Origin of the sequence: Pseudomonas sp. PDM02 (genome assembly GCF_014852285.1) — a bacterium.
Taxonomy (GTDB): Bacteria; Pseudomonadota; Gammaproteobacteria; order Pseudomonadales; family Pseudomonadaceae; genus Aquipseudomonas; species Aquipseudomonas migulae.
The window spans coordinates 1-23,074 of sequence record NZ_JACVBL010000010.1; the positions used below are offsets into that span (position 1 = coordinate 1).

General features: G+C 56.3%; 23 protein-coding genes. 8 read left to right on the forward strand and 15 right to left on the reverse strand.

Annotation, left to right across the window (positions count from 1 at the left end; all coding sequences use genetic code 11):
- The 6 genes from IB245_RS29090 to IB245_RS18270 all read left to right on the forward strand — a co-directional run.
- Positions 1-227, forward strand: a 227-nt coding sequence (locus tag IB245_RS29090) for a hypothetical protein (RefSeq protein WP_225609919.1), incomplete at its 5' end; no start/stop codon positions are given.
- Between the two features lie 32 nt (positions 228-259).
- On the forward strand, positions 260-1,414 hold the full coding sequence (locus IB245_RS18250) for an alpha-hydroxy acid oxidase (protein WP_192228226.1): 1,155 nt from the start codon (positions 260-262) through the stop codon (positions 1,412-1,414).
- Between the two features lie 427 nt (positions 1,415-1,841).
- Positions 1,842-2,624 (forward strand): ABC transporter substrate-binding protein, encoded by a 783-nt coding sequence (locus IB245_RS18255; RefSeq protein WP_192228227.1) that lies wholly within the window; start codon positions 1,842-1,844, stop codon positions 2,622-2,624.
- Positions 2,625-2,730: 106 nt separating this feature from the next.
- Positions 2,731-3,420 carry an ABC transporter permease gene (locus IB245_RS18260; protein ID WP_192228228.1) on the forward strand — a complete coding sequence of 230 codons (690 nt, stop codon included), beginning with the start codon at positions 2,731-2,733 and terminating at the stop codon, positions 3,418-3,420.
- Positions 3,417-4,115 carry an ABC transporter permease gene (locus IB245_RS18265; protein ID WP_192228229.1) on the forward strand — a complete coding sequence of 233 codons (699 nt, stop codon included), beginning with the start codon at positions 3,417-3,419 and terminating at the stop codon, positions 4,113-4,115. The genes IB245_RS18260 and IB245_RS18265 overlap by 4 nt, the downstream gene beginning before the upstream one ends.
- Before the next feature lie 144 nt (positions 4,116-4,259).
- Positions 4,260-5,024: an ABC transporter ATP-binding protein gene (locus IB245_RS18270; RefSeq protein ID WP_192228230.1), complete on the forward strand. Its 765-nt coding sequence runs from the start codon at positions 4,260-4,262 to the stop codon at positions 5,022-5,024.
- A 394-nt stretch (positions 5,025-5,418) separates the two neighbouring features.
- Here the strand turns inward: IB245_RS18270 and IB245_RS18275 are convergent, their stop codons facing one another.
- The 4 genes from IB245_RS18275 to IB245_RS18290 form a co-directional block, all read right to left on the reverse strand.
- Positions 5,419-5,988 (reverse strand): DJ-1/PfpI family protein, encoded by a 570-nt coding sequence (locus IB245_RS18275; protein WP_192228231.1) that lies wholly within the window; start codon positions 5,986-5,988, stop codon positions 5,419-5,421.
- 173 nt (positions 5,989-6,161) lie between these two features.
- Positions 6,162-6,857 carry a tRNA (adenine(22)-N(1))-methyltransferase gene (locus IB245_RS18280; RefSeq protein ID WP_318652974.1) on the reverse strand — a complete coding sequence of 232 codons (696 nt, stop codon included), beginning with the start codon at positions 6,855-6,857 and terminating at the stop codon, positions 6,162-6,164.
- 161 nt (positions 6,858-7,018) lie between these two features.
- Entirely contained in the window at positions 7,019-7,477 is a 459-nt protein-coding gene (locus IB245_RS18285; RefSeq protein WP_008033385.1) for a MarR family winged helix-turn-helix transcriptional regulator, read from the reverse strand.
- A 240-nt stretch (positions 7,478-7,717) separates the two neighbouring features.
- Positions 7,718-8,170 carry an Ohr family peroxiredoxin gene (locus tag IB245_RS18290; RefSeq protein ID WP_192228233.1) on the reverse strand — a complete coding sequence of 151 codons (453 nt, stop codon included), beginning with the start codon at positions 8,168-8,170 and terminating at the stop codon, positions 7,718-7,720.
- A 382-nt stretch (positions 8,171-8,552) separates the two neighbouring features.
- Here IB245_RS18290 and IB245_RS18295 point away from each other — a divergent pair, with 382 nt between their 5' ends.
- A complete protein-coding gene (locus IB245_RS18295) occupies positions 8,553-9,470 on the forward strand; it encodes a LysR substrate-binding domain-containing protein (RefSeq protein WP_192228234.1) in 918 nt (305 codons plus the stop codon).
- Between the two features lie 132 nt (positions 9,471-9,602).
- Positions 9,603-10,304, forward strand: coding sequence for a hypothetical protein (locus tag IB245_RS18300; protein ID WP_192228235.1), 702 nt, complete (start codon positions 9,603-9,605; stop codon positions 10,302-10,304).
- Between the two features lie 95 nt (positions 10,305-10,399).
- On the opposite strand, the gene IB245_RS18305 is transcribed toward IB245_RS18300, so the two are convergent.
- The 11 genes from IB245_RS18305 to IB245_RS18355 all read right to left on the reverse strand — a co-directional run bounded on the left by IB245_RS18305 (position 10,400) and on the right by IB245_RS18355 (position 22,775).
- A complete protein-coding gene (locus IB245_RS18305) occupies positions 10,400-11,797 on the reverse strand; it encodes an MFS transporter (protein ID WP_192228236.1) in 1,398 nt (465 codons plus the stop codon).
- A gap of 587 nt (positions 11,798-12,384) precedes the next feature.
- Positions 12,385-13,368 (reverse strand): GlxA family transcriptional regulator, encoded by a 984-nt coding sequence (locus tag IB245_RS18310; protein WP_192228411.1) that lies wholly within the window; start codon positions 13,366-13,368, stop codon positions 12,385-12,387.
- A 114-nt stretch (positions 13,369-13,482) separates the two neighbouring features.
- Positions 13,483-14,481, reverse strand: coding sequence for a 4-hydroxyproline epimerase (locus tag IB245_RS18315; protein WP_192228237.1), 999 nt, complete (start codon positions 14,479-14,481; stop codon positions 13,483-13,485).
- Positions 14,482-14,493: 12 nt separating this feature from the next.
- Positions 14,494-15,345 (reverse strand): ABC transporter permease, encoded by an 852-nt coding sequence (locus tag IB245_RS18320; RefSeq protein ID WP_192228238.1) that lies wholly within the window; start codon positions 15,343-15,345, stop codon positions 14,494-14,496.
- Positions 15,342-16,190 carry an ABC transporter permease gene (locus IB245_RS18325; RefSeq protein WP_008038802.1) on the reverse strand — a complete coding sequence of 283 codons (849 nt, stop codon included), beginning with the start codon at positions 16,188-16,190 and terminating at the stop codon, positions 15,342-15,344. The genes IB245_RS18320 and IB245_RS18325 overlap by 4 nt, the downstream gene beginning before the upstream one ends.
- Positions 16,187-17,305, reverse strand: coding sequence for a quaternary amine ABC transporter ATP-binding protein (locus tag IB245_RS18330; protein ID WP_192228239.1), 1,119 nt, complete (start codon positions 17,303-17,305; stop codon positions 16,187-16,189). Before IB245_RS18330 ends, IB245_RS18325 begins: the two co-directional genes overlap by 4 nt.
- A 74-nt stretch (positions 17,306-17,379) precedes the next feature.
- A complete protein-coding gene (locus IB245_RS18335; protein ID WP_008038804.1) occupies positions 17,380-18,228 on the reverse strand; it encodes a glycine betaine ABC transporter substrate-binding protein in 849 nt (282 codons plus the stop codon).
- 72 nt (positions 18,229-18,300) lie between these two features.
- A complete protein-coding gene (locus tag IB245_RS18340) occupies positions 18,301-19,647 on the reverse strand; it encodes an NAD(P)/FAD-dependent oxidoreductase (protein WP_192228240.1) in 1,347 nt (448 codons plus the stop codon).
- Positions 19,644-21,161, reverse strand: a complete 1,518-nt coding sequence (locus IB245_RS18345) for an aldehyde dehydrogenase (RefSeq protein WP_192228241.1) — start codon at positions 21,159-21,161, stop codon at positions 19,644-19,646. The genes IB245_RS18340 and IB245_RS18345 overlap by 4 nt, the downstream gene beginning before the upstream one ends.
- On the reverse strand, positions 21,154-22,065 hold the full coding sequence (locus IB245_RS18350; RefSeq protein WP_192228242.1) for a dihydrodipicolinate synthase family protein: 912 nt from the start codon (positions 22,063-22,065) through the stop codon (positions 21,154-21,156). The genes IB245_RS18345 and IB245_RS18350 overlap by 8 nt, the downstream gene beginning before the upstream one ends.
- On the reverse strand, positions 22,062-22,775 hold the full coding sequence (locus tag IB245_RS18355) for a GntR family transcriptional regulator (RefSeq protein WP_008033405.1): 714 nt from the start codon (positions 22,773-22,775) through the stop codon (positions 22,062-22,064). Before IB245_RS18355 ends, IB245_RS18350 begins: the two co-directional genes overlap by 4 nt.
- Positions 22,776-23,074: the final 299 nt, after the last annotated feature.

The following is a 23,074-nucleotide window of genomic DNA, read 5'->3' on the forward strand; positions in this document are numbered from 1 at the left end:
AGCACAAGGTCGGCAGCCTCGCGCTTGAATTCAGGAGTAAAGGAGCGGCGTTGTTTGGTCATCTGACACCTCGATCTGGCGAGCATTCTCGCCTAAATGGGTGTCCGGTTTCATTAGACCACTACAGTATCCAGCGCCCAGATGCAATTGGAGCACTCGCTCTAACGGAAAAAAACGCCTTGATGACGCGCATTTTTTTCCCCGCTCACTCGCTCCATAACCGCTAGCATCCCCATCAATGTTTTTGGGGAGTGGCCGTATGACCATCATTACTTGCGTAGAAGATCTTCGCCTGTTAGCTCAGCGGCGTGTGCCGAGAATGTTCTATGACTATGTCGACACGGGCTCCTGGACTGAGAGCACTTATCAAGAAAACGAAAGTGACTTTGCGCGGATCAAGTTCCGTCAGCGGGTAGCGCGCAACATCGAAAACCGCTCACTGGAAGCCAAGATGCTTGGAATCGACATGGCAATGCCAGTCGCTATCGCCCCGACCGGGCTCGCTGGCATGATGCACGCCGACGGTGAAATTCTTGCGGCTCGGGCTGCAGCATCGGCGGGCATTCGCTACACCTTATCGACCGTCAGCATTTGCTCGCTGGAGGATATTGCTGATGAGGTGGGATCCCCTTTCTGGTTCCAGTTGTACATCATGCGTGACCGTGACTTTATCGGCCGCTTGATTGATAGAGCAAAAGCCGCAGGTTGTGATGCACTGGTGCTTACTCTTGATCTGCAACTCAGCGGCCAGAGGCACAAAGACCTGAAAAACGGTCTGAGCACCCCTCCTCGGCCAACCCCTGCAAATATCCTGAACATGCTGAGCAAACCCCGCTGGATCAAAGGAATGCTCGGCACCCGCCGACACCACTTCGGCAACATCATGGGGCACGTCAAAGGCGTCGATGACCTGAGCCAGCTTGCTGAGTGGACGTATGATCAATTCGACCCGAGCCTATGCTGGGACGATATTGCCTGGGTCAAGCAGCGCTGGGGTGGAAAACTAGTATTGAAAGGCATTCTGGATGTAGAGGATGCGCGAATGGCAGTCAAGGTCGGTGCCGATGCACTCATCGTGAGTAATCATGGCGGACGTCAACTCGATGGTGCACCTTCGAGCATCAAGATGCTGCCGGCCATTGTTGACGCAGTAGGCAACCAGGTCGAAGTCTGGCTCGATAGCGGTATCCGCAGCGGACAGGACGTGATCAAGGCACTGGCTCTTGGCGCCAAAGGCACTCTAATCGGTAGAGCCCACCTATACGGCCTTGGTGCATCTGGGGAAAAGGGTGTTCGGCAAACACTGGAGATCATTGCCAAAGAGATGGATCTTACAATGGCACTTTGTGGCTATACCGACATCAGCCAAATCAATCACAACATTCTGTTGCCTGGTAGCTACCCGACGCCATAACGAACCCATCAAAATTGCTTTTTTGTATAGTTATGGTGAAAACTTTTTCACCCATTTTTACAGCACTGGTTAATTCTCCGAATTTTCAACTGAAGCGACTTTAGATTAATCCTCAGTATTTCTCTAAAGAGCATCAAAATTATTTCAACTATGAAACTCAGCGCAACCACCTAATCAATTTCAAGAATATAAGCCCATAGTTAATTTTAAGAAGTGATTTAGACATACGAAAAACAGACTCCCAGGGAAGTAATCTTAACAGCAAACGGAATATTAGTTTCTGGAGTACCGCGCACATCAAATGGGTTGGTACTCAGAAAAACAAAAATAATAAACACTCGAGGACAATGCCCTTCCTTTTTATAGGCAAGCATTGCTACGTCCTATTCCTGCCCGCGAAAACCCCACTCTACAAAGGAGTCACGTAATGAGAAAAACTTCACTTATTGGTGCCATGGCACTGTCTCTGATATCACCATTGATTGCCATGGCCGATGGCACGCCCCCTTTGCGCATAGGTATCGAGGCAGCTTACCCGCCCTTCGCCTACAAGACTTCGGAAGGCAAGATAACCGGCTTCGACTACGACATAGGGAACGCCCTATGCGAAGAAATGAAGGTCAAGTGCCAATGGATAGAGCAAGAGTTCGACGGTCTTATTCCTGCCCTTAAAGTCCGTAAGTTCGATGCCGTGCTGTCATCGATAAGCATCACTGAAGAACGTCTCAAGTCGGTGGACTTCACTGATAAATATTACAATACCCCGGCTCGCCTAGCGATGAAAGAAGGTGCCGTGATCAACGATCCATTGACTGATCTGAAAGGTAAGAAAGTCGGTGTGCAACGTGCGTCAACCTTTGATCGCTACGCAAGCCAGGTCCTGGTTCCTGCCGGTGTGGAAGTGGTGCGTTACAGCTCGCAGAACGAGGTCTTTTTAGACTTGGCCGCAGGACGTTTAGACGCCACTCTGGCGGATGCGGTGAACATCGATAATGGCTTTCTGAAGACCGACGCCGGCAAAGGCTTCGCTTTGGCAGGTCCGGCCTTCACTGACAAGAATTACTTCGGTGAGGGTAAAGGTATTGCTGTGCGCAAGGGAGATAAGGTCTTGGCTGAAAAGATCTCCACAGCCATTGCAGCCATCCGGACTAATGGCAAGTATAAAGTAGTCCAGGATAGATACTTCCAGTTCGACGTCTTTGGCGACTAATTACTTCCCCTTGGTAATGGCGCAACTCTCAACTTAGTGATTGCGCCACTTTTTCGTTGAATTGGCAGCGCCCGATATCTCAGAGCGCGTTTTAAGGACTTGAATCATGCTTTATGGCTACGGTTCGACCATACTCGATGGTGCCTGGCTTACGCTGTTATTGGCCCTATCTTCCATATTGCTGGCGATCACTCTTGGCCTGATTGGCGCAGCGCTTCGGTTGTCGCGAATCAAGTGGATGGCGCTTTTGGGTGAAGGCTACGCCACCATCGTGCGAGGCATCCCTGACCTGGTGCTGATTCTATTGGTTTTTTACGGTGGCCAGCAGGTCGTGAACCTCGCAGCGTCGATGGTCGGCCACGAGAACTACATTGATCTCGACCCGTTCTGGTCTGGCGTGTTCACCCTGGGATTAATCTTCGGCGCCTACTTGTCCGAAACCTTCCGCGGTGCCTTTATGGCCATTGCAAAAGGACAGAGCGAGGCAGGAGTTGCCTATGGTATGAGCGACTCTCAGGTTTTTTTCCGTGTATTAGTACCGCAGATGATTCGCTTGGCCATTCCTGGTTTTACCAACAACTGGCTGGTGCTGACCAAGGCTACGGCGCTTATCTCCGTGGTCGGCCTGCAGGACATGATGTTCAAGGCAAAGAGCGCCGCAGATTCGACACACGAACCCTTCACTTTCTATCTGGCAGCGGCAGCGCTTTACCTGGTGCTGACCAGCGTTTCATTGCTGGCACTGCGTGTTTTGGAAAAACGCTACTCCGCGGGTATCAAGGCGGTTGAACTATGATCTTCGACTACAGCGTTATTCTGGAGAACCTACCGCTTTATCTTGCAGGCATGCTGGTAACCCTCAAACTACTCGTGATCTCCCTGACCTTGGGTCTGGTGTCGGCAGTACCGCTGGCACTGATGCGGGTGTCCAGAAACCCGTTGGTAAACCTGCCGGCGTGGCTCTATACCTACGTAATCCGTGGCACACCGATGCTGGTACAACTATTCCTGATCTACTACGGCCTGGCGCAGTTCGAGGCATTACGCGCAAGCGCGCTTTGGCCTTACCTCTCCAACGCCACCTTTTGCGCCTGTATAGCCTTTGCCATAAACACCAGTGCCTACACCGCTGAGATCCTTGCTGGCAGTTTGAAAGCTACACCTCACGGCGAGATAGAGGCGGCAAAAGCTGTCGGCATGTCGCGTGCCAAGCTGTATCGCCGGATCTTGTTACCTTCGGCCCTGCGCCGGGCGCTGCCGCAATACAGCAACGAAGTGATCATGATGCTGCACACCACTTGCCTGGCGTCGATTGTCACACTGATCGACATTACCGGTGCCGCACGCACGGTGAGTTCGCAGTATTACCTGCCGTTTGAGGCCTTCATCACAGCAGGCTTGCTCTACCTTGGCCTGACCCTAATCTTGGTGCGCCTGTTCAAGCACGCCGAGCGCCATTGGCTAGCGTACCTCGCCCCGCGCAAGCACTAGGGAGTGGTGCCAAGCACGCTCAATTCATTACGCGCCTAACCCCCCGCTTCTTCGCGCTGCCTGAACGATGGCTGGCCAAGGTCAGTCGTGAAGCCACCCATCAGGAGCGCGTTCCGAGCGACATGGCCACAGGAGATCGAAACCATGTACAAACTAGAAGTCCAAGACCTGCACAAACGCTACGGTACTCACGAAGTGCTCAAGGGCGTGTCCCTGACCGCCAAGGCTGGTGATGTTATTAGCATCATCGGTTCAAGCGGTTCCGGCAAAAGCACCTTTTTGCGCTGCATCAATATGCTGGAGCAACCTTACGGCGGAAAGATCCTGCTCAACGGCGAAGAGCTGAAGCTAACGCCAAGCAAAGACGGAGCGCTTAGAGCCGCTGACCCCAAACAATTGCAGCGTATGCGCTCGCGCCTGGCAATGGTGTTCCAGCACTTCAACCTCTGGTCACACATGAGTGCCATGGAAAACGTCATGGAAGCTCCCGTACACGTGCTCGGTTTTTCCAAAAGTGAGGCTCGCGACAGGGCCGAACACTACCTGAACAAGGTCGGAGTGGCACACAGGAAAGATGCTTATCCAGGACATATGTCTGGTGGCGAACAGCAACGCGTGGCCATTGCCCGCGCTCTTGCTATGGAGCCGGAAGTGATGCTGTTTGACGAGCCCACGTCGGCGCTAGACCCAGAGCTCGTTGGTGAAGTACTTAAGGTAATGCAAGACCTTGCGCAGGAGGGACGCACTATGGTGGTGGTGACCCACGAAATGGGCTTTGCTCGTGAGGTTTCTAACCATCTGACCTTTTTGCATAAGGGACTGGTAGAAGAGAGCGGTTGCCCTAAGGAAGTGTTGGCAAATCCAGAATCCGAACGGCTCCAGCAATTCCTTTTTGGAAGCTTGAAGTAGTCGGCCGCTTGCATCTCCGTCGTAGAGCGCCTTGGATTGCCTTCCCTACACACTAGCTTTCTAGCTGACAGGCCCAATAACGCCGAGCGAACCACCACGTAATCATTTCCAAAGCACTTTCATGACTTAGACCGTTGCTGTAGTGGTCATTTAGAAACAAAGTAGATCTATCGAAGGCTGAATGCACATGCATTCGGCCAACGTCAAATTATTAGAAACCGTATGTAATCCTCGATGATCAATGAGGCCAGAAATGCACGGATTATCGCCTGATTGCATCGGTAATTTGACTGACTGCAAAGGGTCGATTGCTGCCTGTCGCGGAGGGCAGCAATCGGCCATGAGCGGCCACTCGAACACATCACCTGATCGGCTGTTTTGCAGGACGAAGCAGTCACCGATGTTCCGCTGCCAACATTGACCTGAATTGAGAAGTGATCTCTGAAGATAGCCCGGCAGCTTCGAACACTGCGCAGGTGAAGCTAACGGGTGCAGGGCCTGGAGCAGTTATAATGCGGTCTGCAACCACAGCCACTGCACTGCATCGATAAAGCGTGCGCCCCTCATAACCTACGGCATTCTGCTGTAAGAAGTCAGCGCTGTTCGATGTATGAGGAACCGTGTCGAGAAGCCCGGCCCTCGCAAGTGCCAGCGTTCCCCCACAGATACCGGCAATTGTCGCTCCACTTGAACGACTAGCATGAAGAAACTCTCGAATATCCGGTGCTTCTGCACGCTCCCAGACCATTCCTCCAATGACGACAACAACGTCCGGTTTCCAGTCCAGACATTGTTGCAAGCTGCTATCGACAGTTACAGCCAATCCACCCTGCGAGAGGAACTGCCCCGTAGCAGAAGCGAAAAACCTGACGTCGATCCCGTAAAACGGAGACGCAGTTCCAGCAATGAAAGCATATTCCCAGTCCGTAAAACCGGGTGTCAGTATCAATCCCACGCGTGCCATCAGTCAGAATCCTCCATGAATGCCAATAACATATGGCGACAACACACATACATCAAGGGCTGCTATGGGTCGTTTGCTGCCCCTCGCGATAGGTCGTTATCAACCATTTGATGTGCCTACACCTTTGAGGGATATCCGCCCGGCTAACGTCCGTACAAACCCGGAAACCGTACTCAAGCCAGCAACTCACTAATCCACCGCGCCTGCCGGGCGACATCCTGCACCTTCTCCTCAGGCACAGCCTGCCGCGCGCGGGCGAACTGGGTGAGGGTCTGTTGCTTGTGACGCAGGATGCGCTGCCATTTGACCAGGAACGCCGGGGTGCGTGCCTGCATCTGCAGCGGGCCGAAGTACAGTTCTTCGGCGGTGTACGTCACTGGTCCGGCGCGCTCGGCGACGATGATTTCGTAGTCGAAACGGTTTTCGCGCAGCACTTCCTCGCAGAGGATGCGGTAGCCATTTTCCATCAGCCATTGGCGCAGTGGCTGCTCGCCGCCATTGGGCTGCAGGATCAGGCGTTCCTGGCCGCTCAGGTGCGCCTTGCCGCTGTCGAGGATGTCGCGGATCGTCTCGCCGCCCATGCCGCAGAGGCTGATCGCGGTGATCCCGTCGCCCGGTTCGATTGCCGCCAGGCCATCGGCCAGGCGCACGGTGATGTGCTGGTCCAGACCGTTTTCGCGCACGGTGCGTTCGGCCGAGTGGAACGGTGTCAATGCCACCTCGCCCGCCACCGCCGATGCGATGGCGCCACGGCGCATCAACGCCACCGGCAAGTAGGCATGATCCGAGCCGATATCGGCCAGGCGCGCACCGGCTGGCATATGCGCAGCCACGCGCTCCAGGCGCATGGACAATGTCTGTTCGTTCAACTGCAGGTCCTTTTCACCACGGATGTCCGGCACCGTTGGCATAAGTGCGGGCCGCACATGATGCTTGGTGAGGGTGGCAGGGTAAAGCGCCGGCGCGGGTTGTGTGATGAACTGCCTGTCGTCTTGCCTTCGGGTAGACAGGCTTGAACGGTTGAGTCGCCCTACTCCCGATCTTTCGTCGTACGGATGAGGTTGCCCCGTAACTTCACGATTGCCTGCTGCAATTGCACGAAGTCGTCGGCATCCAGACCGGTTTGCGGGAAGCCGTCTTCGGAGAGACCTTCACGCAATTTTCGCCCCTCTTTTGTGAGGCTGATCCGCACCTGGCGTTCGTCTTCCGGGTCGCGCTGGCGTAGCACATACCCCATGGCTTCCAACTTCTTCAGGATCGGAGTGAGGGTGTTGGATTCCAGGAACAGTTTTTCGCCGAGGCTGCCAACGGTCTGGTTGTCTTCCTCCCACAGCGCCACGAGGGTGATGTATTGCGTGTAGGTGAGTCCGAGCCGTTCGAGCATTGGCTTGTAAGCCTTGCCGAAGGCGAGGTTGGAGGAATAGACCGCAAAACACAGGAAGTCGGAAAGTTTCAGGTCGAGGGCGGATGTCTTTTCAGTGGGTTTCATGAGCATTCTCCGGGCCAAAGACAAATGGATCGCAAGGCCCGACTATACATCGCATGCGATGGTGTCGGAAGTGCTCGTTCCTCTGATGTTCGTTATCCAAGTGCAGCAGGCCGGTGACGGTCGACGCACGGCTCACCAGGGAGTCGTGCGTCGACGGACACTGCCGCCGTCAGCATCAAGTCTTCATGCTTTGGGCTTTTCACTTACCTCAGCGACTTGAACCCGGCTTTTTATATCGACTCACGACGTCTGAACATTCAAATACACATCAATGTTGCCGCGCGTGGCCTTCGAGTACGGGCAAATTTGATCCGCCGCATGTGCAACAGCGCAAGCGACCTCATAAGGCAGGCCTGGCAGGTTGACGTTGAACCCGGCCTGCAGGAAGTAAGCATTCCCGGTTTGCCCCAGATCAATCTCGATGTCGACGGACACGTCGGCCGGAATAGCCACCTTCAACTCTTTGGCCGCAAGGCCAAGCGCTGCGATGTAGCAAGCCGACCATGCGCCGGCAAACAACTGCTCGGCCGTCGGGTGCGGCTGGGTGGCGGCAAATACGTGGGCCGGTTTGGCGCTCCCCGGCGTTGAGAGTTCGATGTCGAGGTTGCCGTTGTGCCCGCGCGAATTGTTGCCGGAGCTGCTCAGGGTGGTGTGAGTCTTGCCGGTAGCCAAGACTTTTTCGATTTTGCTCATCAGTGATTCCTTGAGTTTTTTATTAAAGTCAAATAGCACAAAAGATACGTAACTATATGACTTGGCTCATTTTATAGACGAGATCAGAGCGCCGGGAATGACGGAAAAACCGATCACCTTCGGCTTTTCCGACCACCTTGCTGCCCTTCGCCAGTTGAGATGAAGCCCATCACCGCTCGTCGCCAAGTCGCGACAGGATCTTTGACATCAAGGGGTTTTTGCTTGAATATTAATACATCGCATACGATCTAATCGATAGCGATAACAAGCCACTACATCCCTTGCCGTTTGGAGAATCCGCCATGAACACCGCAAGCAGCCGCACAATCTCTATCTCTCACGCTGCCCATGGCCACAACGGCAACAACTGGATCACTGCTGCATGAAACTGATCCAGCTTCGGGCGTTCTGCTCAGTGGTCGACATGGGCAGTTTTCGTTCGGCGGCGCGAACGCTGGAAGCGGCTCAAAGCACCTTGACCGAGTCGATTCAAAGTCTGGAAAGAGAACTGGGGGCCATCTTGTTGGTGCGCTCCAATCAAGGCATCAGCCTGACCCTGGCCGGCAAGGTTTTCCTGACCAGGGCACGCTCGATCATTCTGGATTGTGATCGCGCAGTACAGGACGTCCGACAATGCAACGGTGCGCCCGAAGGTCAGATCGCATTGGGTGTCACGACGGAGCCCTTGGCTGCGTGCCTGATGCCGGTCTTCAACAGTTTTACCCGCCGATTTCCAAACGTGCAGTTGCACGTCGCCGGTGGCCAGACGAAGAAGTTGATCGAAATGATTCGCGCGGGCCGGCTCGACTTTGTGATGTGTCCACTGAGTGCCGACGTTTGCGATATCGACTTGCAGATTGAGCGGCTTTACCGCTCGAAAGCCAGCGTCATTGCGCGCAAGGGGCATCCCCTGGCGGAGGCTCGCTCAGTGCGCGACCTCGCCGACTGCCAGTGGATCAGCGTCCGCCCGGCGGGGATTGCCGGTAGCGCGGAGAAGCAACTGATCGAGCTGTTCAAAGCCCAAGGCTTGCCGCCCCCGAAGATCGCGATCACGACCGAGTCGCTGCTGGAAATGCTGCACATCATCTCCGAGACAGACTACCTGACCATTGAGCCCGGCATGCTTGCCGGCATGAAGCTGTTTTCCTCGTCGCTGACCAGCATTTCGATTCGCGAGCCGCTGGAGTCGTGCGAGGTGTGCCTGATCAGCCGTCGAGTGTCACCCTTCACCCAAGTGACACAAGAACTGACCAGCATGCTGATTTCGTACTCACGCTTGCGTCACCGAGCCAAGGGGTGAGGCTCGAGTCGTCATTCACGCGCGTCCATTACCGTCACCAGAATCCTGATCGCTCACGCCTGAAAGTGGTCCCCATGCGAAGTTCTCAGTATCCTGCGCAACACTGAAAACGCGTGACACAAGGAAGTCCCCATGTTTATCCATCGCAGTTGCATCACCTTGCTGGCGAGTCTGATGCCGTCGCTGTGCATGGCGAGTTCGTTTTCCATAGATTCTCGCTCCGAGAGTCTCTACCAACAGGCTGTCCCGTATCTGCAGCAAGCCAATAGCAAGCTTGAAGCGGTGCCTTCCAATTTTCCCACGGCGAGTGCCGAGGAGAAGCAGCGCTCAATGGCGCTGGTCGACGAAGCGGGAGTGTTGCTCAGGCCTGCGATCACATTGCTGGAGCAAGCCGCAGCGCTTGAGCATCCGGTAGCGCAGTATCGTCTGGCGTTGATCTACGTGATGCTCCATCCGAGCGACGTGATAAAGGAGAAGGCTTGCCCCTTGTTCGAACAAAGTCTGGTACATGGCTTTGCTCCAGCGGCACTCGAGATTTCGTCCTGGTGTGTGGCGTTCACGGACACCGTCCAATACCAGACAGCGCTGCAGGCGATCGAGGCCAGCATGCCCCTCTATGAGAAATACTTTCCGCAGCCGGTTGTAAAGCTTGAGTGTCGACGCGAAGAGCCCGTGGGCATGGCAATGCAATGGGGCAGCAGCCGTGATTATCAAGCGGAGATTTACCGGCTGCAGGGTGACAGTAACCGCGCGCAGCGCTGGGAGTTTTACCAGAAAGCGCTCGATATCAATGACTGCTACAGGGTGAAACGGCGCATGGCGAGTCGTACCTGACCTGCGCCCCCTGAACTGAAGGGCGGTGAATGGTGAAACGAAACCGGTGACGGCTATAACCGCCGTCTACCGGTTCAACCTCTCAAGCCAGCCGATTACAGATCGGTGATTTCCTTGTGGCGCGGTACCAGCAGTTTCATCACGCTCCACGCCACCAGGTAGGCCACCGCACAGATGGCGAACATGATCATGTAGCCGGTATGAATATCGTTGATCGATTTGTAGTAGTCGAACACCCAACCACCAAGCTTCGTCATCGCAACACCGCCCATGCCGCCGGCCAAACCGCCAATGCCGACCACTGACGCGATGGATTTTTGCGGGAACATGTCAGACACGGTGGTGAAGATGTTGCACGACCACGCCTGATGCGCCGACGCCCCGATGCCGATCAATATCACCGGTACCCAAAAGCTGATGTAACCCAGTGGCTGAGCCAGCAACACCAGCAGCGGGAAGAAGGCGATGACCAGCATGGCTTTCATCCGGCCGTCATACGGCGCATCGCCACGTGCCATGAAATAGCTCGGGAACCAGCCGCCGCCGATACTGCCGACCATGGTCATGCTGTACAACACGGCCAAAGGCAACACGATGGCCGCGCCCTTCATGCCGTACTGCGCCGACAGGTAGGTTGGCAGCCAGAACAGGAAGAACCACCACACACCGTCGGTCATGAATTTGCCGAAGGCGAACGCCCAGGTCTGGCGGTAGGTCAGCAACTTGAACCACGAGACTTTTTTCTCGGCAATGCCCGGTGCCGGGGTGGCAATCACCTGCGCATCGCTGCGGATGAAGGCCAGTTCCTCTGCCGAGAGGCGTTTTTGATTTTCAGGTTTTTCGTACAGCGCAATCCACACGGCCACCCAGACAAAGCCCAGCATGCCGATCACGATGAACGCCGCTTCCCAACCCCACAGGGCAGCAATCAGCGGCACGCAGATCGGCGCCAGGATCGCGCCCACGTTGGCACCGGAGTTGAAGATACCGGTGGCGAAGGAGCGTTCCTTCTTCGGGAAGTATTCGGCCGTGGCCTTGATCGCGATCGGGAAGTTACCCGCCTCGCCTATCGCCAGCACAGCGCGGGACAGCATGAAACCGGCAATCGAGACCGGGATCACCGCAAGGCCGAACGCACTGCTCACCGCTGCGATGCCCTCGCCCATCGGCACTGAAAAGGCATGCATCATGGCGCCGGTCGACCAGACAGCGATCGCGATGATGTAGGCCTTCTTGGTGCCGATCTTGTCGACGAAACGGCCGGCAAACAGCATGGATATCGCGTACACAAACTGGAAAACGGAAGCGATGTTGGCGTAGTCGCTGTTGCTCCAGCCAAATTGCGTCGACAAATCCGGCGCCAACAGACTGAGCACCTGGCGGTCGAGGTAGTTGACGGTGGTGGCGAAGAACAACAGTGCACAGATCGTCCAGCGATATTTGCCGACGGACTGGCCGACACGTTGCGCATTGATGGGCTCGTTCAGATTCATGGCATCACTTTATTATTGGATTGTGGTGATGATCTCTCGGTTTCAAGCGAGATCAATTCTTACGCGCAGCGAACTGCTCCGTGGCAATCGTCAGACGAGTAGCACGTGCAATCGGGGGGTATCTACAGATAACGGGGATGACTGAGCACCTGGGCAGGCAATCAGGACCGGACCACAAGAAGCGGTATGCGGGAAGGCTGGAAAGCGGATTGAGTTCATGATGGGACCCGGTTTTTGTTTTTAGGGGTGTAACATCGTATGTCGTCGTACAACTGCGCCTTTTATAACGACTCCCCTACCCGGCTGTCAATCCGGAAAATGGCCGTTCGTCTCGACAGACAACCCGCCGAACGGCAAAGGCTGTGCCGCCCTTGAAGAGATTAGTGGTCCGGGTGTGGTCGTGGGTATTTGAAAATCAGATAGTCGTACGACAACGCATGTCATTACGAACATTTGAACGGTAGGAGCGAGCCTGCTCGCGATGGTCGTGAACAAAAACGCGTGTTATCTGGATAAACGCGGTGTTCTGAAGTCCATCGTCGGAACGCCGCCCGGAGCCGGCTCGCTCCTACAAGTATTGAAGGGGCTTATTTGACCAGCCGTTTTTCCTTCGACGGCCTATACCCGAAATACGAGCTGTAGCACTTGCTGAAATGACTCGGTGACACAAAACCACAGGCCACCAGCACATCCACCTGGGACAGTTCCGTGTGCTGCAGCAGGCGCCGCGCTTCGGTAATGCGCAATTCCATGTAATAGCGCTGAGGCGTAGTACCGAGCTGTTCCTTGAACAGACGCTCGAGTTGGCGGCGAGAACGGCCTGCGTAGACGGCCAACTGCTCCAACTCCAGAGGTTCTTCGAGGTTGGCGTCCATCAGCTTCACCACCTCGCGCAAGGGTGCGCTCACGCAGACATTTTCCGTTGGTTTGATCCGCCGGTAACGCGACTCTTCGAACGCGAGGATGTCCTCGATCCCTTCGACAAGAGCCTTGTCGTGCAAGCTCTTGATCCAGTCCAGCGCCATGTGGAACGCGCCCGAAGGACTGGACGCCGTGAGCCGGTCCCGATCAATGACAAAAGGCTCGCTGGTGACATGCGTCGCTTTCGCCACTTCTGCGAGCGCGGGACGATGTTCGGGGTGAATCGCGCAGCGATAGCCGTCGAGCAAGCCGGCACTCCCGAGGAACCAGGCGCCGTTCCACAAACCGGCCAGGCTCACGCCATGGTCGGCGGCCGCTCTCAACAGACTGGCCAACTCGTCAGAGGCCTTCAGCTCGGTCCTGTAACCACCGCAAATGACCAACAGATCGAGTTCGTTTACGGCGGAACAATCGATGCGCGCATCCGGCCGGATGACCAGCCCCAGATCGCTGACGACCTCCCCGTCGTGCAAGCCGAACGTGCGCGACGAGAACAGTTTTGGCCGTAGCAGATTCGCCGTGACGATCGTATCCAGTGCCTGCGTAAATGCCGGCAGCGAAAAATGTTCGAGCAGCAAAAAGCCTGTCCGTGTCAGTTGAACAGGCTCGTCGGGGTTGTCGTTCAGATAGCGAAGATTTTTCCCCTTCATGCCTCCGCTAAATTGGCGTCGTTCGATCAAAGTTTTTGGCACTCGGTTACGGCGTAGATAAAACCTAATGCTACCTGCTGGCGCTCAAAACACCCTAGCGCCATTTACACCTGATCATGCCAACTGGAAGCCATGACGAAGCGGGTCCTTGTCATCGACAAAAATGGTGTTGTGCCCGGTAATCTGCGCCCAGCCACCGATGCTGGGGCGAATGCCGTCGAAAGGGCCGACTTTCTCCGCAGACTCGACTTTGCCTTCGAAGATCGTGCCGATCAGGCTCTCATTGCGGAACGTCTCGCCTACGCGCAACCGGCCCTTCCCCACCAGTTGCGCCATCCGCGCCGACGTCCCGGTGCCGCCGGGAGAGCGGTCAATCGCTTTGTCGCCGTAGAACACCGCACTGCGGCCATCGGCGGCGGTACCGTGTTCGTCGTCGCACCAGATGACATGGTGAACGCCACTGATCCGGTTGTTTTCGGGATGCACGGGATCACACACGCCTGCCAGTGCCGAACGAAGTTTCTGACTCAGGCTGACGATGTCTGCGGTCGTCATCCCCGTCAGGCCGGCCCAACTTTCTTGTGGTTCAACCACTGCATAGAAATTGCCGCCATAGGCAATGTCGACGGTGAAGGCTCCAATGCCCGGCACCTCGACCACCACGTCGGCGCTGTGCAGGTAGCTCGCCACGTTGAACAGTCGGATCGAGTCCACGTATTCGCCGCTCATGACGTAATCGACATCGACGCGCCCGGCCGGTGTTTCGATGGCCAGCCGGCCCGGTTCGCGAGGCGTGACCAGCCCCTCTTCAATCACCACGGTGGACAAGCCGATCGTACCCGCCCCGCACATTGGCAGGCAGCCGCTGACCTCGATGAACAACGCGCCAAAATCACAATCGTCGCGGTTCGACGGGTAGATGATCACGCCGGACATGATGTCGTGCCCACGGGGTTCGAACATCAGCGCGGTGCGAACCCAGTCATGATCACGCACGAAAATCTCACGGCGTTCGGCCATCGAAACGGACGGCAGCAGAGGCCCGCCACCGGTCACGACCCGCACCGGGTTCCCGCACGCATGGGAGTCGACACAAAAAAAGCTACGTCTCATTCTGAAGGTCTCTCAAAGAAGTGCGCGTGGGGAGTGACGCTGCAACGCGCCGCGTGTCAGCCGGTCCAGCAACAGTGCCACCGCGACGATCGCCAGACCGGCGCGCAACCCCAGGCCCATCTCCATTCTGGAAAGACCTCGCGTCACTTCGGCACCGAGTCCACCGGCACCAACCAGGCCCGCCAACACCACCATCGCCAGGGACATGAGAATGCATTGGTTGAGCCCGACCATCAGCGTCGGTGCGGCCGTCGGCAGTTCGATCTTGAACAGAATGTCCCGGGGTGAAGCGCCGGACGCCTGGCCCAGTTCCAGCAGGTCTTTCGGCAACTGTTTGAACGCCAGGGTGGTCAGCCTGAGCATCGGCGGAATGCCGTAGACGATGGTCGCGATAATTGCCGGCACTCGCCCGAGGCTGAACAGCATCACGGCGGGAATCAGGTAAACCCACGGTGGCACGGTTTGCATGATGTTGAGGATCGGCAGGAAGGCTTCATCCACGCGTTTTACCCGTGCCGCCAGCACACCAAGCGGAAAGGCGATGGCCACCGAGATCAACACCGCCACCGAGACCAGCGCGATGGTTTGCATGGAGGCCGCCCAAAGGCCGGCGAACAGGCAAAACGCCAACATCAAGGCGGCAAACACCGCGACGCGTTTGTTGGCGAAAAAGAACGCGCCGACCACGACGATGGCGATGAACAGATAAGGATGCGGCGCCAGCAACGCGGACTCCACCGTGCCCAGCACCGCCTCGATGACTTGGCTGATGCCTTTGAACACACCGTGCAGATTGGCGTTCAGCCAATCGACTGCGGGCGCCAGGAATTCACCCGGGGAAAATTGCAGTTCTGAGGCACTCATTGGCTTTCTCCCATCCGCGAGCGGGCAGCGTGCTGCGCCAACCGATCCAGAATCATGGTCAGAATGACGATGGCGATGGCCGCGTTGATCGACTTGGCGATATCCAGTGTACGAACAGCGCCGTAGATCGATTCACCCAACCCGCCGGAGCCGACGATGCCGGCGATAACCACCATGCCGAACGCCATCATCAAGCTCTGGTTCACCCCGGCCATGATGCTGGGCTTGGCGAACGGCAGGCGAATCTTGAAAAACATTTGCCAGCCGGTGACACCACTGGCATCGCCCAGCTCGATGAACTCTCGCGGGGTCATCCGAATCCCCAGGGATGTCAGGCGTATCGCCGGCGGCACGGCCACGATAAAAGTCGCCAGCAGTGCGGTGGCCGGGCCGTAGCCCAGCAGCGCGATGGCCGGCAACAGGTAGATGTAGGGCGGCATGGTCTGGATCAGGTCCAGCACCGGATCGACCACGCGATCAACCGACGGTGCGAGACCGGCCAGCACGCCCAATGGAATCGCGACCACCAGCGCCAGTACGGTGGCCGTCAGCACCAGCGCAAGCGTGCTGACCGTCTCTGGCCACAAGCCGATCACGTCGCAGAACACCAGCGCGAGGCCCGCGAGAATCGCGAACCGGGCGCCCACCACCCGCCATCCGATCAGGGCGATGGCCAGCGCGACGAGGTAATACGGCGGATAGGCAATGCACCAAAGCACACTTTTATAAACGCCCGTCAGCAGTGCATTGACGCCGTCGAACAAAAACTCGCCATGGTCCGAGAGCCATTCCAGGCTCGAGTCGATGGTCGCGTCGAATTGATCGGAAAAGTCCGGAATGCTCATGTCGATGCCTCCAGAACGGTTTCGGTTGTTGAGGCCGAGAATTCATTCGGAATGCCCTGAACGCCGCGAAGCAGATCGCGCGGCGTAATGATGCCCACCACCACGCCGTTGTCGATGACTGCCAGCGCGTCGCGCTCGGACTTCATCGTCAATCCGATCAGTTCGTTGATGTCTGCGCCCAGCGAAGTCTTGCTCAGCCTGGAAATGTCGCATCCCGGGTTTGCGACCTTGAAAGGCTCGACCGGCGTCATGACCGAGTGAGCCTTGACCAGGTGGAGCCGGGAAATACCTGCCACAAACTCCGCGACATAATCGTCCGCCGGGTTAAGCACGATTTCCTCGGCGGTGCCGACCTGGATGATCACGCCATCCTTCATGATTGCGATGCGATCACCGATGCGGATGGCCTCGTCCAGGTCGTGAGTGATGAAAACCGCGGACTTGCCAAGCTCCTTGGTCAGCTGGCGAAACTCATCCTGCAACTGCCGGCGAATCAATGGATCAAGCGCACTGAACGGCTCATCCATCAAAATCACTTCAGGGTCGGCGGTAATCGCGCGGGCCAGACCGACACGTTGCTGCATGCCGCCAGACAACTCCGTGGGGTAACGCGATGACCATTCGCTCAGCCCCACCTTGGCCAGTGCCTGCTCGGCCACTTTGTACCGCTCAGCCTTGCCGACGCCCTGCACTTCCAGACCGAATGCCGTGTTCTCCAGCACCGTTCGATTGGGCAACAACGCCACACTCTGGAAGACCATGCCGATGTGACGCGCCCTCACCTCTCGAAGCTGCGCTGGTGTCAGGGAAGACAGGTCCTTGCCTTTGACCAGCACTTTGCCTGAGCTCGGCGTGATCAGTTTGTTGAGGAGCCTGATCAAGGTGGATTTGCCACTGCCGGACAAGCCCATGATGCAGAAGATTTCGCCTCTTCGAACCTGGAGGCTGACGTCGGAGACCCCGACCACACAGCCGTAGTTTTGCAGGATCTGAGTCTTGGTCAGCCCTTGCTGAGTGACAGCGTTCATCGCTGCCGGTGCGGCTTTCCCGAAGATTTTCCAGACTGACTGGCAATCTATCAGCACTTCGTTAGTGTCTATTTTGGCCGTTGTCATTTTCGTAACCCGTGAACCAGTTTTCTGGTTTCTCTAATGAATCAAAGGGCGGCAGTGGCGTAAGGCATCAGCAATCAGTTCTTGATATTTTCCCAGCGCTTTAGCAGCTCGCTGTGGCTATCGGTCCAGCCCTTGATGGCCTGTTCCATGGTCTTGCCATCTTTGACTTCGGCGTTCATCGCGGTGATGTCGGCGATTGGCACGTACACGCTCGCCATCAGTTCACGCGCACGCGGATTGCTTTCAGCGAAGCCTTTGTGGCCGATCCAGTAGTAGCCTTGTAGCGGCGGGAAAATGCCTTTTGGATCTTTCAGGAATTTGAGATCGAATTTCTTGGTCATCCAGGACGGATCCCAAACGGTGACGACCACCGGCTCTTTACGGTCGACTGCCGATTTCAACGCCGCCGTCATTGCCGTGGTACTGCCTTCCACCAGTTTCAGCTTGAGGTCATAGGCCTTAACCACATTGGTCGCATCGTTCATCAGGCCGGAACCCGGTTCGATACCGATGATCTTGCCGCCCAGTTTTTCCGAATTGGCGTTCAACTGGTCGATGGAATCGATGTCGACATAACTCGGTACCGCAAGCCCTTGGTAGAGGCCAAACGAAACCGGCGAGAGTTTCTCGATTTTGTTCTTGTTTTTGTTCCAGTAATCGTTTGCCGCGTAGTCCGTTTGCGACGCCAGCACTTGAACATCACCTTTGCTTAATGCCGCATAAGCGATGCCCCACTCGGAGAACTCTACAACTTTTACGGTATAACCAGAGTCTTCAAGCACCTTCTTGGTAATACCCGTAATTGGCGTCAAGTCCTCCCACGTCATAGTACCCATGGTGATATTTTTTTCTTCGGCGTGAACTGGCAAACACATAACGCCGGCCACAGCGACAGCGCAGACTGCCTTCCAAATCTTTTTCATGGCGTGCTCCGATCTACGGTTAAAACTAGAGATTAGGCCTTTATGAAATAAAAGCCGGTGGTTTGAAACTATTCAGCCTTCTCGCCCTGCTCTGAGCGCCTGCCAGCGAATAACCGAGTTGACACCCAACATCGTCAATATCTTTGGTGGAAGCCGGCTAGGCCCTGGCAGTTGACTGAAACTTTGCAAAACCTGTGAATGGTGACCGCTGGCCAACTCGGCAGCCATCACGCCTGCCAATGTGCTTTTAACCGTGCCCAGCCCGTTTTCGCAGCAAGCGGAATAGAGGTTTTCCTCGATTTCGCCAAAGGCGGGAGCGCTGTTGCGACTCAGGCAAAGCCGCCCTGCCCAGCTGAATTCCAGCGGCGTCGATTTCAACTCCGGGAAACGCGCATCCAGAGAGTGCCGTTGTTCTTCGGCCACCGCCGCGACACGCATCGGTGTGACTTGAATACTCGGGTCGTAGGTAAACTTGGTGCGGATAACAATCCGCGAAAGTCCATTCGAAGTTATCTTGCGAACTGTCGCGCCCATCGGGTCCGCTGGCAATAAGGCCCAACGATCTTTACCGGTAACCGGTCTTGAAAACTCATCATGACTATAAGCAGCCGTCATTGAGGCGTAAGTAAAGACATGCAGCAACCGGCCTTGAAAGTGACCGAAGTCTTCAATATGGCCATTGACCGCAAGAATGACTTTAGGCGCACTAACGGAACCACGATGAGACTTCGCCTTCCAGCCAATTCCCGCCCGGGACAATTCCACAATCGGTGAACGCTCATACAGTTCAATTTGCCGATCAAGTCCGTTTGCAAGATCCCGAATATATTGCGCTGGCTGAATCATCACCGCACCAGGCGTATACAGCCCGTTGTGGTAATAAGTGGAACCGGTGATGTCTCGCATCTGCGCGGCGTCCAGTACTTCAAACCGCTCGCCAATGCCTTTTAACGATTTGGCATAGTTGTCATTGAGTTTCGTCCCCCGCTCGGTGGCGGCGGCGTTGATCTTGCCGGAAGGGTCGAACGTCTGCGCAGACATGCCATATTCACGAGCAGCGTCGGCGGCAAACGCAATGGCAAAACGGTTCTGGGCAATTTCCAGTGCCGTTGCCGACTCACCGCCCACCGAATACTCCCCGGAGGAAAGGCTGTGCGGCACATCGATCATGAACCCCGAGTTCCTGCCCGCCGGCCCCTTGGCGATTTCATGGGCGTCCACCACCGCAATGCGGCAGCCCGGATGCAGTTGAGCCAGCCTGCGAGCGGCAGACAGCCCGGCAAAACCCGCACCGATAATCAGCCAGTCCGCCGTGACGTTGCCATCAAGCAGGCGAACAGGCGCAGTGCGTACGGAAATTGCCTCCCAACCTGAAACCCCGGTGTCTACCGGAAGGCGCTTGATGGTATGGGTGCTCATTTTTCGTTCTCTTCATCCGACCGATCAGACACATCGATCCAGATGGTTTTGATTTCGGTGTATTGATCGTGGGCAAAAATCGATTTGTCCCGACCGCCGAACCCGGACTCCTTGTAGCCGCCAAACGGCGTGGAAGCATCGCCCTCGCCGAAGCAGTTCACGGTGACGATCCCGGCGCGAATCTCCCTCGCCAACTTGATGGCACGACGCAGGCTGCCGGTGTAAACCGAGGCGGCCAGGCCGTACACCGTGTTATTGGCGAGGGCAATGGCTTCAGAAATCGAGCTGAACGTGGTGACCGACAGAATCGGACCGAAGATCTCTTCCTGGAACAACCGACTCTCTGGCGCAACACCGTCAATCACGGTCGGCTCGACGAACGCACCGTCTTCGGTGCCACCGCCGTACACAACATCCAGTTTGCCGGCGCTGGCATGCTCAAGGTACGACTTCACTTTCGCGAAATGTTCGGGGCTGACCAACGCGCCGACGCGGTTTTGCGGGTCGAGTGGATCACCCATTTTCCATTCGCGGATGTAGGCGCCCATGCGTTCCAGCAGTTCATCTTTCACTGACGCGTGGACGATCAGCCGCGAGGTTGCGGAGCAGTTTTCGCCCATGTTCCAGAACGCGCCGTTGACGACATGCTGAGCGACGAGGTCGAGGTTTTGCGCATCGTCCATCACCACGGCCGGGTTTTTCCCGCCGCACTCGAGAACGATGCGTTTCAGGTTCGAATCGGCTGCGTAGTGCAGGAAACGGCGGCCGGTCGCAGTGGAACCGGTGAAGCTCACCATGTCGACGTCGTGATGCAGGCCGATCGGCTCGCCGACTTCTTTCCCGGTGCCGGTGACAATGTTGAGCACACCAGCAGGGACGCCCGCCTCGAACGCGAGTTGCGCCACACGCAGCGTCGTCAGCGTGGTCTGCTCGGCGGGTTTGACGATCACCGAACAGCCTGCGGCGAGTGCCGGGCCGATTTTCCAGGCCAGCATCAGCAGCGGGAAGTTCCAGGGCAGCACGCAGCCCACCACCCCGATGGGCTCACGCACGACCATGGTCAGCGCGTCACTGCCCACAGGGGCGGTGTTGTCATAAATCTTGTCGATCAACTCGGCGTGCCAGCGCAGCGTATGAATGGTGTCCGGCACATCGACCAACTGGCACTCGCTGACTGGCTTGCCGCTGTCGAGACTCTCAAGGACCGCCAGTTCGTGGCTATGCCGTTCGAGCAAATCGGCAAACTTCAACAGGACGGTTTTGCGCTCTTTTGGAGAAATGGATCTCCAGCGGCCATCCTCAAACGCTTCCTTGGCGTTGCTGACCGCGAGATCGACATCTGCCGACGCGCAAGCGGCGACGTCTGCCAGAAACTCACCGGTCGCCGGATTGTTCGTGGCGAAGGTTTTGCCCGAGATCGCGGGTTTGAACGCGCCGTTGATGAAGGCATTGCAGGGGAACGAAATGTCTTTGGCGATGGCGGCGTATTCGGCCTTGGTCAGGAGATCACCCATGGCTGGCTCCTGATGTGATGCGTGCAACGTCGCGCTTCACATTGGCAATGATGGTTTGCAGGCTTTGCTTTTCTTCCAGGTCGAGAGGTTGCAGCGGCAAGCGCACGTCCCCTACTTTCAGGCCGGCCAGTTCACAACCGTATTTGATCGACTGTACAAACTTGCCGCCGTCCAGGGCATTCATCAGCGGCATCATCGCCGACATGATCCGGCGGCCCTTGTCGAAGTCCTTTTCGAGCACACAGGCTTCATAAAGCGCCACGTGTTCGGTTGGCAGGAAGTTGGAACCGGCACACACCCAGCTTCGGGCGCCCCAGGCAAAAAACTCCAGTGCCTGATCATCCCAACCGCAGGACAGCGCGATGTTCGGGAACTCACGGGCCAGCAGATGAACGCGGCCCATGTCGCCGGAGCTTTCCTTGATGGCAACTACATTTTTGGAGGCGCTCACACGGGTGAGGTAATCCTCGTCCATCGAAACGGACATGCGGCCGGGGTAGTTGTAAAGCATGATCGGCAAGTCGGCAGCGCGATCGATGGTCAGCGCGTGGATCGCGTTTTCCTGGGAAGTCGGCAGCGCGTACGGCGGGCTGGTGACGAGAATGGCGTCCGCTTTGATCGCTTTGGCATCCTTGGCGTATTGCACCGAATCTTCGGTACGAATGGCCCCGGTGCTGACGATCAACTGGACCCGGTTGCCGATGACATCCTTGGCATAAGCGGCAAGCTCGGTACGCTCTTCCGAGGTCTGCGCATAATATTCGCCGGTCGAGCCGCCGATGATAATGCCGTGCACTTTCGCCTCGATCAGCGACTCCAGTACTTCGGAGTACACGCTCCAGTCTATTTCCCCATCCGGTTTATGAGGTGTCACTGCGGGTGTGTAGATGCCTTCAAATTTCAAGATGATTTCTCCGGAAATGAATTGCGTGGAAGATCAACGAGCGCGTCCGCCTTGATGCCTTGGGGCGCGATAAAAATCTCCATGTTTTCCCGGGACAGTTCCCAGTGTTCAAACACGAGATCGACTACTGCAGATTCATCGCGGCGTTCAATCGCCTCGATAAACAAATCGTGGTGCCCCGCCGACAGCTCAAGACGCTCTTCCATGTCCTCGTTTTGAGGCCGAAAAAAGGTATTGCCGATACGGGAGTGATCAATCAGCAATCTTTCCAGGCTGGGCTGGAGGTATTGATTGCCGGCCATTTCGCCCATGATCGCGTGGAAGCGGTTGTTCTCGACGACCATGGCCAGCGCATCCCTTGAGGTAGTGGCGATGCGGAACCGATGCTGCGTGTCCTTCAAGTCGACCAGTTGGCGCGGCTTGTAGTTTTGAACGGCCAGACGGCCAACGGCTGCGTAAATCATCGGTGCGACGAGGAAGAAATTGCGCAGGGTCGAGTGATTCATTGGAATCACCCGGGCACCGCGGTTTTCCCGAATGTCGACATAACCTTCACCGGCCAGGCGTCGGAATACTTCCCGGACCGGCGTGCGGGACAAGCCATATCGCTCGCTGAGAATGACCTCATCCAGCGCTTCGTCAGGGTCCAGTTCCATCGTCAGGATTTGACGTTTCAGATCTTCGTAAAGACTGGTTTTGCCGTTTTTCACAACGACCTCCAAGGGCAGTTTTGCGGTCAGGTGCGGCTGACTGATGAGTCGAGACTCGCACGGGTTTTTGGGTCGGTCAATAGATTGTATTTCTTGTGTATACATAGAAAACACAGGAAAAACACAACGAAATTTCGAGTAATTTCTTTTTAATTCATTTAGTTATGCGTTCACCTCAAAAATGAACTAGTCGGTTACAGAAAAGAAACACGTCGTTTTTGGAATGCTTATTTCTAGATCATTCCATCATAAAGCTTATTGCCAAGCGCACTTTGCCAGCAGCCCGGTTGACCCGTAGC

What these genes read in the sequence shown, in the direction of transcription:
- IB245_RS18265 (WP_192228229.1), top strand. Translation starts at nt 3,417, where the DNA reads ATGATCTTCGACTACAGCGTTATTCTGGAGAACCTACCGCTTTATCTT.
- IB245_RS18285 (WP_008033385.1), bottom strand. Translation starts at nt 7,477, where the DNA reads ATGAAACCCACTGAAAAGACATCCGCCCTCGACCTGAAACTTTCCGAC.
- IB245_RS18340 (WP_192228240.1), bottom strand. Translation starts at nt 19,647, where the DNA reads ATGAGCACCCATACCATCAAGCGCCTTCCGGTAGACACCGGGGTTTCA.
- IB245_RS18315 (WP_192228237.1), bottom strand. Translation starts at nt 14,481, where the DNA reads ATGAGACGTAGCTTTTTTTGTGTCGACTCCCATGCGTGCGGGAACCCG.
- IB245_RS18275 (WP_192228231.1), bottom strand. Translation starts at nt 5,988, where the DNA reads ATGGCACGCGTGGGATTGATACTGACACCCGGTTTTACGGACTGGGAA.
- IB245_RS18295 (WP_192228234.1), top strand. Translation starts at nt 8,553, where the DNA reads ATGAAACTGATCCAGCTTCGGGCGTTCTGCTCAGTGGTCGACATGGGC.
- IB245_RS18335 (WP_008038804.1), bottom strand. Translation starts at nt 18,228, where the DNA reads ATGAAAAAGATTTGGAAGGCAGTCTGCGCTGTCGCTGTGGCCGGCGTT.
- IB245_RS18255 (WP_192228227.1), top strand. Translation starts at nt 1,842, where the DNA reads ATGAGAAAAACTTCACTTATTGGTGCCATGGCACTGTCTCTGATATCA.
- IB245_RS18345 (WP_192228241.1), bottom strand. Translation starts at nt 21,161, where the DNA reads ATGGGTGATCTCCTGACCAAGGCCGAATACGCCGCCATCGCCAAAGAC.
- IB245_RS18250 (WP_192228226.1), top strand. Translation starts at nt 260, where the DNA reads ATGACCATCATTACTTGCGTAGAAGATCTTCGCCTGTTAGCTCAGCGG.
- IB245_RS18320 (WP_192228238.1), bottom strand. Translation starts at nt 15,345, where the DNA reads ATGAGTGCCTCAGAACTGCAATTTTCCCCGGGTGAATTCCTGGCGCCC.
- IB245_RS18305 (WP_192228236.1), bottom strand. Translation starts at nt 11,797, where the DNA reads ATGAATCTGAACGAGCCCATCAATGCGCAACGTGTCGGCCAGTCCGTC.
- IB245_RS18325 (WP_008038802.1), bottom strand. Translation starts at nt 16,190, where the DNA reads ATGAGCATTCCGGACTTTTCCGATCAATTCGACGCGACCATCGACTCG.
- IB245_RS18310 (WP_192228411.1), bottom strand. Translation starts at nt 13,368, where the DNA reads ATGAAGGGGAAAAATCTTCGCTATCTGAACGACAACCCCGACGAGCCT.
- IB245_RS18270 (WP_192228230.1), top strand. Translation starts at nt 4,260, where the DNA reads ATGTACAAACTAGAAGTCCAAGACCTGCACAAACGCTACGGTACTCAC.
- IB245_RS18300 (WP_192228235.1), top strand. Translation starts at nt 9,603, where the DNA reads ATGTTTATCCATCGCAGTTGCATCACCTTGCTGGCGAGTCTGATGCCG.
- IB245_RS18290 (WP_192228233.1), bottom strand. Translation starts at nt 8,170, where the DNA reads ATGAGCAAAATCGAAAAAGTCTTGGCTACCGGCAAGACTCACACCACC.
- IB245_RS18260 (WP_192228228.1), top strand. Translation starts at nt 2,731, where the DNA reads ATGCTTTATGGCTACGGTTCGACCATACTCGATGGTGCCTGGCTTACG.
- IB245_RS18330 (WP_192228239.1), bottom strand. Translation starts at nt 17,305, where the DNA reads ATGACAACGGCCAAAATAGACACTAACGAAGTGCTGATAGATTGCCAG.